General features: G+C 42.3%; 11 protein-coding genes and 1 tRNA gene. 8 read left to right on the top strand and 4 right to left on the bottom strand.

Annotated features, from left to right (window positions below):
- Positions 1-22 precede the first annotated feature (22 nt).
- Positions 23-1,096, bottom strand: a complete 1,074-nt coding sequence (locus tag DDV96_RS00200; protein WP_133240793.1) for a hypothetical protein — start codon at positions 1,094-1,096, stop codon at positions 23-25.
- Positions 1,097-1,211: 115 nt separating this feature from the next.
- On the opposite strand from DDV96_RS00200, the gene proS reads away from it, so the two are divergent.
- The 3 genes from proS to rpsT all read left to right on the top strand — a co-directional run bounded on the left by proS (position 1,212) and on the right by rpsT (position 3,137).
- Complete coding sequence (proS, locus tag DDV96_RS00195; protein WP_116692728.1) at positions 1,212-2,687, top strand: proline--tRNA ligase; 1,476 nt, start codon at positions 1,212-1,214, stop codon at positions 2,685-2,687.
- Between the two features lie 106 nt (positions 2,688-2,793).
- Positions 2,794-2,865: transfer RNA gene (locus DDV96_RS00190), tRNA-Glu, on the top strand.
- A 20-nt stretch (positions 2,866-2,885) separates the two neighbouring features.
- Complete coding sequence (gene rpsT / locus DDV96_RS00185; protein ID WP_116692727.1) at positions 2,886-3,137, top strand: 30S ribosomal protein S20; 252 nt, start codon at positions 2,886-2,888, stop codon at positions 3,135-3,137.
- Positions 3,138-3,223: 86 nt separating this feature from the next.
- Here rpsT and coaD read toward each other — a convergent pair whose 3' ends face one another.
- Both coaD and DDV96_RS00175 read right to left on the bottom strand, forming a co-directional pair.
- Entirely contained in the window at positions 3,224-3,673 is a 450-nt protein-coding gene (gene coaD, locus DDV96_RS00180; RefSeq protein ID WP_116692726.1) for a pantetheine-phosphate adenylyltransferase, read from the bottom strand.
- Positions 3,674-3,776: 103 nt separating this feature from the next.
- Positions 3,777-4,754 (bottom strand): D-alanine--D-alanine ligase, encoded by a 978-nt coding sequence (locus DDV96_RS00175; protein ID WP_116692725.1) that lies wholly within the window; start codon positions 4,752-4,754, stop codon positions 3,777-3,779.
- Between the two features lie 131 nt (positions 4,755-4,885).
- Between DDV96_RS00175 and DDV96_RS00170 the strand changes: the two genes are divergently transcribed.
- Both DDV96_RS00170 and DDV96_RS00165 read left to right on the top strand, forming a co-directional pair.
- Entirely contained in the window at positions 4,886-5,518 is a 633-nt protein-coding gene (locus tag DDV96_RS00170; RefSeq protein WP_116692724.1) for a PASTA domain-containing protein, read from the top strand.
- On the top strand, positions 5,508-6,569 hold the full coding sequence (locus tag DDV96_RS00165) for an RluA family pseudouridine synthase (RefSeq protein WP_116692723.1): 1,062 nt from the start codon (positions 5,508-5,510) through the stop codon (positions 6,567-6,569). Before DDV96_RS00170 ends, DDV96_RS00165 begins: the two co-directional genes overlap by 11 nt.
- Positions 6,570-6,646: 77 nt before the next feature.
- Here DDV96_RS00165 and DDV96_RS00160 read toward each other — a convergent pair whose 3' ends face one another.
- Positions 6,647-8,407, bottom strand: coding sequence for a T9SS type A sorting domain-containing protein (locus DDV96_RS00160; RefSeq protein WP_116692722.1), 1,761 nt, complete (start codon positions 8,405-8,407; stop codon positions 6,647-6,649).
- 179 nt (positions 8,408-8,586) lie between these two features.
- Between DDV96_RS00160 and yaaA the strand changes: the two genes are divergently transcribed.
- From yaaA to DDV96_RS00145, 3 genes are all read left to right on the top strand, one after another.
- On the top strand, positions 8,587-9,348 hold the full coding sequence (yaaA, locus tag DDV96_RS00155) for a peroxide stress protein YaaA (RefSeq protein WP_116692721.1): 762 nt from the start codon (positions 8,587-8,589) through the stop codon (positions 9,346-9,348).
- A complete protein-coding gene (locus tag DDV96_RS00150; RefSeq protein WP_116692720.1) occupies positions 9,348-10,013 on the top strand; it encodes a uracil-DNA glycosylase family protein in 666 nt (221 codons plus the stop codon). The genes yaaA and DDV96_RS00150 overlap by 1 nt, the downstream gene beginning before the upstream one ends.
- 473 nt (positions 10,014-10,486) lie before the next feature.
- Positions 10,487-13,969 carry an HYR domain-containing protein gene (locus DDV96_RS00145; RefSeq protein WP_165805936.1) on the top strand — a complete coding sequence of 1,161 codons (3,483 nt, stop codon included), beginning with the start codon at positions 10,487-10,489 and terminating at the stop codon, positions 13,967-13,969.
- Positions 13,970-14,035 lie beyond the last annotated feature (66 nt).

Raw genomic sequence — 14,035 nt, 5'->3', positions numbered from 1 at the left:
TTTATTTTTATTTTTTCTGAAATTATCCGCGTCCGCCGCCTCTTCTGCTGCCTCCGCCACTGCTTCGTACCGAACCGGAAGAGCCTGACGATCTGCTAGAGCTGTTAAAACTACTGGAATTGCTCGATCTACTGCGCGTTGAGGGCGAGTACGATTTGGTTCTTCTGGAAGAGTTGTTGCTCCTTATAGAACGGGTGTTGGAGTTTCGCCTAACGTTGTTCGAACTGCTTCTCCTAATTGTTTTTGAACGGTTATTCACCCTATTTCGGTTTTGCCCGAACGAACTGTTCGATCTACGGTTGCTGTTGTTGCTCCTTACCGATCTTTTATTGTTGCGCGATTGTATCCTTCTGTTGAGTTCAGAACGGGAATAAGAACGCCGGTCAACAGTGTTGTTTGAGGATCTGCCACGGGCTTGGGAGTTGTTTCGGTTGTAATCGGTATTTCTTCGGCCGCGGTTGTATGAAACATTGTTGTAATGGCCATTTCCGTAGTAGTTATTATATCCATAATAATTGTTGTAATGGCCATAATAGCCATAGTAAGGATAACCCCAACCGTAATGACCGTAGCCGTAATAGCCTCCATAATATGGGTGGCCCCAGCCCCAATAGCCAATGCCCCAGTATGGGCGGTAAGCGCGGTAATAGGGATAGCCCCAATAACTATTATAGCCCCAATATGGACTCCCCCAATAGCCAAAACCATAACCGCTGTTATACACATTTACAGTAACATTTTCAGCATTGGTGCCCCATGGGCCATAGCCTTCGTTATACTCTTTTTCTTCAATGACGATATAACCTTCATCATCCATATATTCGGTAGTGGTGTAAGCTTCAATATCGGTGAATACCAAGTCTTCGTCTTCAGGTATTTCCTCAAGCTCATTTGCCTTGGTGTTGAAATATTGTTTGTAGTAATTGGCTCGGTCTGAACTGCCTTCGTTCCTGGCTACATCGTCCCCGGAATCGTAAATGCCATCAGCACCTGAATAACCGGAATCGTACGTGCCACAGGAAGCGAGCAGTAAAGCAGCCATTCCCAAAAACAAATAGGGGATTGACTGTTTCTTTATAGTGTATCGTGATTGCATAACTGCTTTTATTTTAATTGTTGGACTTCTTAAAAATAATTAGTTTTGTCGAGATAAACGAGAACAACTAATCATTTAACACTATAAAGCACAACATTTGTGCCAAACTACCGAGATGGCAAAGAACTTAACGACGAGAAGTGAGGATTATTCAAAATGGTACAACGAGTTGGTTATCAAGGCTGACCTTGCCGAAAACTCTGGTGTTCGGGGCTGCATGGTGATCAAACCGTATGGTTTTGGTATCTGGGAGAAAATGCAGGCCGAGCTGGACAGGATGTTCAAGGAGACGGGGCATCAAAATGCCTATTTCCCGCTTTTTATCCCTAAATCCTATTTCAGCAAAGAAGCCAGCCATGTGGACGGTTTTGCCAAGGAATGTGCCGTAGTAACGCATTACCGTTTAAAAAATGATGAAGACGGAAAAGGCATCGTGGTCGATCCTGAAGCTAAATTGGAAGAAGAATTGATCGTGCGGCCCACTTCAGAAACCATTATTTGGGATACCTATAGAAAATGGGTGCAATCCTACCGTGATTTACCATTGTTAATCAATCAATGGGCAAATGTGGTGCGCTGGGAAATGCGAACCCGGTTGTTTTTACGCACTGCAGAATTTCTATGGCAAGAAGGCCATACCGCCCACGCCACCGAAAAAGAAGCCATTGCCGAAGCAGAGCAAATGATGAACGTTTATGCAGATTTTGTTGAAAACTATATGGCCGTTCCTGTAGTAAAAGGATTGAAGAGCAAAAGCGAACGTTTTGCCGGTGCCTTGGAAACCTATTGCATTGAAGCATTGATGCAAGACGGAAAAGCATTGCAAGCGGGGACGTCGCACTTTTTGGGGCAAAACTTTGCAAAAGCCTTTGACGTTAAATTTGCAACCAAGGAAGGGAAGCAAGAATACGTTTGGGCCACTTCTTGGGGCGTTTCCACCCGGTTAATGGGGGCGTTGATCATGACGCACAGCGATGATAATGGCTTGGTCTTGCCACCAAAATTGGCGCCAGACCAAGTAGTGATCGTACCTATTTATAGAAATGACGAACAGTTTAATGCCGTAGGCGAAGTGGCAAAAGATATGCAGGCCAAACTAAGGGCGGCAGGTATTCGCGTAAAATTTGATAACAGGGACACCCACAAACCCGGTTGGAAATTCAATGAATACGAATTGAAAGGCGTGCCCGTACGCATTGCCATCGGTCCAAAAGATGTTGAAAAAGGAACGGTAGAACTGGCCAGGCGCGATACCCTGACTAAGGAATTTGTAAATCAAAATGAGGTGGTTGAAAAAGTTACTGGTTTAATGACCGAAATACAAGAGAACCTTTATAAAAAAGCGGTCGATTACCGAACGGAGCATACAACCGAAGTAGATAGCTACGAAGAGTTTAAAAAAGTACTGGAAAACAAAGGTGGGTTCATTTCGGCACATTGGGACGGCACCGTAGAAACTGAGGAACAGGTGAAAAACGAAACAAAAGCGACCATTAGGTGTATTCCCATAGCTGGTGAAAAAGAAGCGGGAAACTGCATGGTTACTGGAAAACCTTCAAGCCAACGAGTGTTGTTTGCAAAGGCCTATTAATTTTTTTCAAAAAAAACTGAAAACTATTTGCAGAATTGAAAATGTGTTGTATTTTTGCACCCGCCTGAACGACATAAATCGACAGGATTTAAATTGAAATACAATTGGCCCGTTCGTCTAGGGGTTAGGACGCCAGGTTTTCATCCTGGTAACAGGGGTTCGATTCCCCTACGGGCTACAAATTAAAGAAAGAGAATTATGGCGAATCACAAGTCAGCTTTAAAGAGAATTAGAAACAGCGAAACAAAACGTTTACGCAACAGGTATCAGTTTAGAACTACCCGTAACGCTATTAAAAAGCTGAAAGGCTCTACCGATAAGAAAGAAGCGGAAAAGCTTTTTCCTGAGGTTACCTCAATGATAGACAAATTGGCAAAAAACAATGTTATCCACGATAACAAAGCAGATCGTTTAAAGTCACAGATAGCACGCCACGTTGCCACGTTGTAGGCCATAAATTCTTATACAAAAACAAAACCCTTTCAGGAAACTGAGAGGGTTTTTTGATTTTTGGAGGTTTTTCTGAAAAATTCTGGTTAAACCTTAAACGGGACCAACCCGCTGTAATCCCCGCCGTTTCGGGCAATATCACGCACGATGGAAGAAGACACATACGAAACGGCCGGGGAGGCAACCAAAAAAATACTTTCAACATCCATCACTTCGGTATTGGCTTGGGCGATGGTCTGTTCATATGTGAAATCGGCTGTATTGCGAACACCCCGCAAAATATACTGTGCTTTTTCAGCCTTACAAAAATCGGCCGTGAGTCCTTCGTAGGTTTTCACCGCAACGCCCTCAATGTCTTTAAAAGCTTCTTCAATAAACTGTTTTCGGTCTTCAAGCGGAAACATATAGTTTTTTTCGGCATTCACGCCAATGGCGATAATCACTTCGTCGAACAATGGTAAGGCACGCTTTATAATGTCAACATGACCTATAGTGATAGGATCGAAGGAACCGGGAAATACAGCGCGTTTTTTCATTTTTATTTATAATGTTTTATTTAATACCCCATTTAAAAATAGTTCTTGATATATTTTTTCCGCCATTGCATTTCGCAAAAAACACTCGAACTGACTGGTTGCTTTATAAAAGTACGTCCTCTACTAAAATACTAAAAAATTCGGTAAGGGTCATTCCGGCTTCCCGAACTTGCTTGGGCACGATGCTTTCTTTGGACATTCCCGGATTGGTGTTGGTCTCAATAAAATACGGTGTGCCGTTTTGAATAATGAAGTCGCTTCGGGTAATGCCCGTCATATTCAAAACTTCGTATATTTTTTTGGCTTCAGCTTGAATTCTCTCGGTTTCCTCTTCGGTAATACGCGCTGGGGTTATTTCTTCCGAAGCACCTAAATATTTGGCTTCGTAATCGAAAAATTCATTTTCGGAAACGATTTCGGTCGTCGGCAACGCGATTATGTTGCCATTGTGTTTATAGGTTCCCACTTGCACCTCGGTGCCTATCAAAGCGGTCTCGATCAACACTTCATAATCTTCCTTGTATGCTTTTTCAATGGCCGGAAGCAATTCGTCCATTTCTTTCACTTTACTCACTCCAAAACTGGAGCCGGCCCGGTTGGGCTTTACAAAGCACGGCAAGCCTACCTTCTTTATTATTTCTTCTTTATCGATAGCGCTGCCCTTATTTACGTAATAGGAATTGGCGCAGTTAATTCCGAAGCCTTTCAAAACCGATAAACAGTCCCTTTTGTTAAAGCTTAAAGCGGCTTGGTAATACCCGGCGCTGGTTTGTGGCACGCCCACCAAACGCAAATAAGCTTGCAATTGGCCGTCTTCGCCCGGTGTACCGTGAATACAATTGAAAACTGCATCGGGCTTAATGGTCTCTCCGTCCTTTTCAAAGCTGAAATTTTCTTTATGAACTTGATGCCTCGTCCCATTTTCTGAAACGTAAAACCACCCTTCCTGTAAAATATGCACAGGATAAACGTGGTATTTTTCTTGGTCCAAATATTCACAGACCATCGCCCCGCTTTGCAAGGAAATTTCAAGTTCGCTAGAATAACCGCCCATTGCGACGGCAATATGCTTTTTTGCCATACCAAAATTTTAAAAATGACGTTTAGTACCAATTAACCTTATAACATGTAATTGGCACCACAAAAATATCATTAATCCATAGAAAGATACTAACTTTGGGTTTCTTATTTTTGCTTATCAACATTACGTATATGACATTTTTCAGATTCCTGTTCACCAAATCTTTTTTAAAACAATTGTTGCTGGCCATTCTGGCGTTGATTGTATTGAGTTTTTTGGCCATGTGGTGGCTTAAGGCAACGACCAACCACGGCCAAAAAATTGAAGTACCCAGTTTGGGCAAGCTTTCGTTGGATGTGGTAGAAGATAAATTGAACGAGTTGGATTTGCGGTACGAAATACTCGACTCGGCCAATTATAACCCTGATTTCCCAAAGTATTCGGTGATTGAGCAAATACCTAAAGCCGGAAAGTTTGTAAAAGAAAACCGAAAAATCTATTTGTACCTAAACCCTTCCGGTTACCGAAAAATAGAAGTGCCCAATGTTATAGGCCGAACCCGCCGCCAAGCCGAACCCACGTTGTTGGCCATGGGTTTTAAAATAGGAAAGATAAGCTACCGTCCCGATATAAGCGACCAAGTAAAAGAAATGCGGTACAAAGGAGAAAAATTGGAGCCCGGAACCAAAATACAAAAAACCGCCGTGATCGATTTAATCGTTGGAGATGAATCACTGAACCGTGTTCACGATGATCTTGATGACAATGACGAAACCGAAGAAGAAGAAGCGACAGCCACCGAAACCCAGCCAGATGAACGATAACCCTCAAGAACATACTGATAACTCTGGCAATGACGACCTATACGAGCATTACCGTTACGTAGCCGACAAAGGCCAGCAACCCCTAAGGGTGGACAAATATTTGATGAACCGCATTGAAAACGCAACCCGTAATAAAATACAAAAAGCGGCCAAAGACGGAAATATACACGTAAACGACGCCCCGGTAAAACAAAACTACAAGGTAAAGCCTGGCGATGTGGTAACCGTACTATTTGAACATCCGCCATACGAAAACCTGCTGGTCCCCCAAGATATCCCCATTGATATCGTTTATGAAGACGATGATGTATTGGTTGTCAACAAAGAAGCTGGTATGGTGGTGCATCCCGGTCATGGCAATTACACCGGCACTTTAGTGAATGCACTTGCGTTTCATTTTGAAAACCTTCCCAGTTCATCTGGTACTAAAAAAAGCCAAGATCGTCCAGGCTTGGTACACCGTATCGATAAAGACACCAGCGGACTTTTGGTCATTGCAAAAACCGAAGAAGCGATGGCACATCTGTCCAAGCAGTTCTTTAACAAAACGACCGAAAGAGAGTATGTGGCGTTGGTTTGGGGCAATGTTAATGACGATTCCGGAACTGTTGAAGGCAATATTGGCCGTCACCCAAAAAACAGGTTACAGAATACCGTTTTTGAAGAAGATGAAGATGAAATACGCGGAAAACATGCGGTTACCCATTTTAAGGTGTTGGAGCGGTTGGGGTATGTAACCTTGCTTTCCTGTAGGTTAGAAACCGGCAGAACACACCAAATTAGGGTTCATTTAAAGCACATAGGTCATACCTTATTTAATGACGAACGGTATGGTGGCGACAAAATTTTAAAAGGGACTACATTCACTAAATACAAACAGTTTGTGGACAACTGCTTTCAAGTATTGCCAAGGCAGGCACTACACGCCAGAACCTTGGGATTTGTGCATCCTACCACCGGCGAAATAAAACGTTTTGAGTCTAAAATACCGGATGATATGGAGGCTTGTTTGGAAAAATGGCGTAATTATTCCAAACATGTTATTGATTAAAAAACGTAACTTAATAATAAAGACCTCAAAAATTTTCGAACATCTTTGAGGTCTTTCAATTTAACAAGGCAAATAAATTACTTCTTTACCCATTTGGCCGTGTACGTTTTCTTTCCGTTGGAAATGTTCACCAAATACAATCCGCTGGCAAGACTCTTAAAATTGTATGCTATCGTTTCATTTTCAACAATGTTTCGCTCTTCTGAAAAAACCTGTTTTCCATCAATGGTGTACAATGTGACGGTAGCATTTTCAAGCGCTATCGACAAGTTTAAGTTTAATATTCCGTTAGAGGGGTTAGGAGTTAAATTAATGGAGGCTTTTGAAAATTCTTCAATTCCTGTTATAATTTCAGGCACCACCAGACCTTGTCTAGTGTTTTTACCTTTGTAACCATTGCGTATGATTTTATTTTCTTCGTACGGTACATTTAAGTTGTAAGTTGTTACAAATGTAGAATCAACGCCTTGTCCAAAAGTTTGGGTATAGGAGTTTGCGGTAAGATCCATCATTCCGTCATTATCCACATCGCCAATTACGGCTCCGTTTAAAAATGTAAATCCTCTTGGGCGCAACGGAAAGCCATCTATTTCGCCACTGCCATCTGTAGAATAGGCGTGAATATATCCATCGCCGTTGGCATCGGTAAGCACGCTGGGGAAAATAATTTCAAAAACACCATCGTTGTTGATGTCTGCGATACTCAATACGCCTTCGGTACCGCCGTATTTGGCAATGGGAAAGTTGTTTAGGTCGTTTCCGTCCGGGGTAAGGCCGTAAATAACATCGAGAGGGGTGCTATCGCCGCTGGTTGCCCGGTCCGACATAAAAATTTCGAACACGTCATCGCTATCCAGATCGACCACTGTTGCTGGGGAATAGGTCCATCCATCTAACGGAACCGGCCAGCCGGGATAATACGTAGCGTCGTGGTTCAGTACGTAAAACCCTGGGGCGTCCCCGTGGTTGCTTCCTATGATTTCCAAATCGTCATCGCCGTCCAAATCGGCTAAAATGGGAGATTGGTAGGAATATTTCACATTGGGGTCCACTAAGGGGAAATTAGGGAACAATTGCCCTTGGTTGTCGTAAATGCGCATTCCGGTAGAAGACGTTGCAATTACCACATCAGTATTGCCATCATTGTCCATATCGCCAATAGATGGTGTAAAGGCAGGGGTAGCATCAGTCTGTACGGGCCAATTGCTGTTAATGGGTGTGCCGTCTAAATTAAGGACGTGAACATAGCCCTCGGCACTGCCGGCACGTTCGCACGTTATAATGTCCAATGTTCCATTGTCGTCAACATCTGCTACAACTGGGGCGTTAATCATCCAGTTGTCGTTAAAGTTCAAAGGCCAGCCAGCCAGGTCGGCACCGGTGTTGTCCATCAAATAAATACGGCCTACCGTGGTGGGGTAGCCTGTGTTTACGATAATTTCAGGGGTGCCATCTTCGTCGAGGTCTGCTACCGTTGGAGGTAACAATATGGGGCCCAATACTGTTTTTTCCCATAAAATGGTTCCATCGCCTTTTAGGGCAAATAGGGTGGTGTCTATTCCGTAAAGGATTTCATCAATCCCATCGTCATCAAGGTCTGCCAAGGTAACGCCCCGGGTGTTTTTTACTATGGGATTGGTAGGCCTGCCAAACTGGAACAGTTCATTTGCTTGCTGTTTGTTTGTGGGATTAGATAGATGTGCCGGAAGTTGTACCGTTTCTACCTCTAGGGTTCCATCTTCGTTCAAAGTGGCTTTTTTACCTAATTGCGTTTGTGCAACCAAAGAGCCGCAACTCAACAGGATTGCCAAACAAAAAGGGAGTAGTGCTTTTTTCATTGTTGTGTTTTTTTAAATGTTTTTGTAATAATTTGAGGAATAATATACGATTATTTTAACTTATATGGAATTAATCATTGTTTATCATAAAAAACAATAATGGTTACATAGCTTTTATAAGTAACCATTATTTTCTATGCCACAATATTTAGGCTATTTTTGTATAAAAACGCAACACTATGAAAATTGTCATTTCCCCTGCCAAAACACTGGATTACGAGAGTGATTTACCCACCCAAAGAGCTACACAACCTCAATTTTTGAAAGAAGCCGAAACCCTTAACAAAAAACTGGAACGGAAGACCAAGAAAGATCTGCGCGATTTAATGGGCATAAGCGAAAAATTGGCCGATTTAAACTATCAGCGCTATAAAGAGTTTACCACCCCATTTAACAAAAAAAATGCCCGTCCAGCCGTGTATGCCTTTGCAGGCGATGTTTACGATGGTTTGGATGCCTATACCATTTCGGAAAAGAAATTGGATGATCTACAAAGCTCGTTACGAATCCTCTCTGGATTGTATGGTGTATTGAAACCGCTGGATTTGATACAGCCCTACCGTCTGGAAATGGGAACAAAGCTACACATACAAAACCAAACAAATTTATATGAATTCTGGGGCGATTCGCTTACAGAGGCTTTAAACAAAGAGCTGAAAGACGGCGAACTTTTCGTGAACCTTGCCAGCAATGAATATTTTAAGGCCATCAACACCAAAAAGTTGAACGTACCGGTCGTTTCACCCGTTTTCAAGGATTTTAAGAATGGCGAGTTGAAAGTGATTGCTTTTTACGCCAAAAAGGCGCGGGGTAGTATGGTGCGCTATATAATCGAGAACAACGTTAAATCTTTAGATGGCATTATGGGATTTGATTACGATGGCTATTCATACAGTGAAAAATATACCGAAAGTGAAAACGAACCCGTTTTTATTAGATAATGTTCGAGCATAGGCATCCATATCCGCCATTTATCCCTAAAAACGCTACAAAATTGATTGTAGGGACATTGCCTCCGCCCCGTTTCAGTACGGGGGAGTTAAGACCTGGAGACGTTGACTTTTGCTATGGAAGCCGCGACGGACAGTTATGGCTAATCATAGACCAAATTTTTGACTTAGACCTTTCTTTTGAAACCACGGAAAAAGCCATAAAAGAACGCAAGGCATTTCTAAGGGAAAAAGGGATCGGCATTTGCGATATGGTATCGGTCGCCTATCGGGAAAAAGTAGGTGCTTCCGATATTGGGATGCAACAAGCCAGCTTGCGCGATTTAATTCGCATACTTCAAGAGCATCCTACGGTTGATACCTTATTGTTTACTGGTGGGAACAGCAAAAACGGCCCAGAATATTTCTTCAGGAAATTACTCAAAAGATATGGCATTACTTTAAAAGTCATTAAAAACACCGTGCCAAGAGTGCATGAATTTACATTACCTGAAACCTCCAGAACCGTGAAAACGGTATCACTTACGGCACCTTCGGGGGCGGCAAACCGTGCGGTGGGCAGTTTAAAAACCTATAAAAAAATGAAAGCCGATAACCCCCAAATGACCACTATTGATTTTCGAGTTTTGCAATATGGGCCTTATTTTAAGGATTGAAAACATACCTTAATATATAATAACTTTTCTGTGGAAATAAATAGCTGTTTCAATGGTGAAAGTGAAAATCACTTTTCATCTACCCGATTTCTTATTTATGATTCAAAATTTTCAACTGTTTTTTCAAACTGCAAAGCCAAAACGGTATTGACAGCAAAAATTCAGTGTTAAAGTAGCATTTTTTTCTTTTTTCAATTTTAATCCTTACCGTCAATAACTTGTTTGTTTCAATGGGACAGGTGTTTTCTTCAAAAAAATATTTCACAAATATTTCACAAGTTCTTTAACGTTTTTAAAAACGCTTATGTCTTTATAAATCAGTCTATTAAAATGGTATGTTTCTTTAGAATCTTATACGTATTGATTAAAAGCATAAAAATATCTTTTCTGTTAACATAAAATTTGAGTATATTAACGCAGTATTAACTGTTAAATTAAATTTTATAAGACTTATGAAAAAAATTACTTTACTAATGGCATTTCTTGTCACATGCTTTGCATGGCAGGTTAATGCCCAAACGTACAACGGAGACAACACGGGGGCCGTCATTGATGGTTCTGCCGATGTTCTGTCTGTTGCTAATGTGCCTTTAACGGGCAACGTAGGAGCAGGTATTATTATCGAAAATGTTACCATAGACCTTACTCACACTTGGGATAGCGATTTGGATATCTATTTAGAATCCCCTGTGGGAACAAGTTTAGCTCTGTCTTTAAGTAATGGAGGTAGTGGCGATGATTATACCAATACCCAATTTGAAGATGGCGGAGGTGATATCAATGCTGCTTCAGCACCATTTACAGGTGTGTTTGAGCCCGAAGGAGGTACTTTTGCTGCCACTTTTGATGGGGAAGATGCTAACGGCGACTGGACATTGAGAATAGATGATACTTTTCCTGGTAGTGACGATGGAGTGTTTAACTCTTTCTCCATTACCGTTACCCAGATTATTGGCGACCCACCGGTAATTGTGTGTCCATCCGATATTATGGCTGATACCGACCCAGGTGAATGTGGTGCCATCGTAAACTTTGCAGATGCCATAGCATTCGATACCGAAGATGGCCAGATTACAGCAGTACAGACTATGGGGCCTCCAAGCGGAAGTCAGTTTCCAACTGGAGATACTATTGTTGAGTACACAGCAACTGATAGCGATGGAAACGAAGCAACTTGTCAGTTTACCGTTACGGTAACCGATATGGAAAATCCAGAAGCGGTATGCCAAGACCTAACTTTAGAGTTAATGGGCGGTAATTCGGTTTCCATTACACCAGCCGATATTGACAACGGTTCTACCGATAACTGTGGCATAGCAACGTATTCTTTAGATCAAGATACCTTTACTTGTGCCGACGTGGGTGAAAATACCGTAACGTTAACAGTAACAGATGACGAAGGAAACTCTTCTACCTGTACGGCCACTGTAACCATTGAAGACAATGTAGCGCCAGAAATTACCTGTATAGGAGAACCTGGTGTATTTAATGTTTTAGAAGAATTTGAAGCGGCAACTATCCCAGCAGGATGGACAACCGTATTGGAATCTGGATCGCAAGACTGGACATTTGGTTCGGGCGATATGCCAGGAGGTGCTGACTTCCCTACCAACGCTGCCATATTTGATGACGATGCAGCAGGTAGTGGGGCTGTAAACTTAGTTAGATTGCTATCTCCAGTATATGATATCTCTGGCGCAGTTTCAGCAGACCTTGATTTTGACTATTCCTTACAGGATTTTGTAGGTGATGGTGAACTTTCCGTTGAAGTTTGGGACGGAGCCGCTTGGCAAGAAATTCTTTTTGTAACCGAAGATACCGATCCAACAGCTTTTGGATTAACTGATATGATGCCGTATGCAAACCCAGACTTCCAAGTGCGTTTTACGTACGATGATAACGGCGGTTATGCTTGGGGTGCCGGTGTAGATAATTTTGCATTAAACTATGAGCTGTCTACTTCCCCACCTTATGACGTTGTATTGGATGCAGACGGAAACGCAACGATTCCGGCAGACGACCTTATCCAAACAGTTAACGAAGCTTGTGGTTACACCGTAACCGTTGGTGGTCCTGCTACAGGCGGTGGTTCTACCGATGAAACCTTGGAAACTACCTTCGCCGGTGGAAACGGATTGGACGGAAACATGTTCGATATCGTTGCCATTAACGAAGTGGTGATCAACTCGTTTGACGTTAACCTGGATACAGGTACAACCGATGATATTGAAGTATATTACAAGTCAGGTACTTGGGAAGGTTTTGAAGAAGACCCATCTGCTTGGACCTTAATTGGGTCTGCGAATGTTACTTCTGCTGGTGATGGTCTTCCAACACCTTTGAACCTTGATTTGGGTCAAACCATTGCAGCCGGTGATACTGGAGCGTTTTATATCACAACCACTTCTGGTGGTATGAACTACACAAATGGAACCGCTAACGGTACTGTATTTGTAGAGGATGACAACATCCAGTTCTTGGAAGGTTCGGGTAAATCGTATCCTTTCGGAAGCTCTACATTCGATGCTCGTGTATTCAACGGTAATATTTATTATGAAGCACCACTTCCAGTTGATAACGATGTTAGTTTTGACTGCTCTATGTTGGGTGAGAACAATGTTGAAGTATTTGTTACCGACGATAGCGGAAACTTCTCTTCTTGTATCGCAACCGTGAATGTAATCGATGTGACCGCACCAATTATTACGTGTGCTGGTAACCCAGGTCCGGTATCGGAACTGGAAGAATTTGAAGGCGCTACAATCCCTGATGGATGGAGTACAGTTCTTGAAGCTGGTTCACATGATTGGACCTTTGGTAGCGGCGATATGCCAATTGGCGGTGATTTCCCAACCAATGCGGCAATTTTTGACGATGATGAAGCAGGAAGCGGAAACGTGAACCTTGTTAGGTTGTTGTCTCCTGTGTATAACATTACAGGTTCTAATACGGCTTCTATTTCATTTGATTATGCATTACAAGAAATTGGTGGATCAGGTGAACTTAGCGTAGAAGTTTGGGACGGAACCACTTGGCAAGAAATATTATTTGTCGATGTGGATACCGATCCTACCAACACAGGCGCGATTGATATGTTGCCTTACCTAAATCCAGATTTCCAAGTTCGCTTTACTTATGATGATGAAGGCGATTGGGGCTGGGGTGCCGGAATTGACAACTTCCAGTTGGATTATGAAATTACCGACATTACACCAATCGACATCGCTCTTGGACCTGATGGTACAGCAACGATCGATCCTAACAGCTTGATACAAGATGTAGATGAAGCTTGTGGTATTACCACTGTGGCTTCAGATATCACTGAAGTAAGCTGTGCCGATATTGGTACGCCACTTACGGTTACCATTTTTGCAAGCGATGCCAGCGGAAACGTAGCGTCTTGTACTGCCGAACTTAATGTAGTGGATAACTTGGCACCAGAAGTTACGTGTCCAGAAGACCAATCTGTTGATCCAGGAGAAGGTAACTTGTTCTATGAAGTACCAGATTACTTTGCAACTGGAGAAGCTTCTGCTTTAGATAACTGTACCAATCCTGTAACCATTACATCGCAAGACCCAGCTCCAGGAGAGTTGATCGGTGATGGTGTTTACACCGTTACATTAACTGCAGAAGATGAGTATGGAAATGTTGGTACGTGTACTTTTGAATTGACTGTTGAAAGTATATTGGGTGTAGATGAGAACTCTTTGAGCAATTCTATCTCAATGTATCCTAACCCAGCAGATAGCCAGGTTACCATTTCAAATAAATCTGACATCGCATTGGAAAATGCAGTGATTTATGACATCAATGGAAAGTTGATTAACCAGTATGACCTTCGCAACATGCAAGGCCAGCAGGTAATCGATGTATCATCATTGGCTACTGGAGTATATGTGGTACAGATTACGAGCGAAACATCAAGCGTTTCAAAACGATTGATTATCAAGTAATCCTATCATAATAACCAACCAAAGCAAAACCCCTTCACGAATTCGTGAAGGGGTTTTCATTTTTAT

Source organism: Marixanthomonas spongiae, assembly GCF_003095375.1.
Classification (GTDB): domain Bacteria; phylum Bacteroidota; class Bacteroidia; order Flavobacteriales; family Flavobacteriaceae; genus Marixanthomonas; species Marixanthomonas spongiae.
This window is presented reverse-complemented; position numbering and strand designations above follow the sequence as displayed.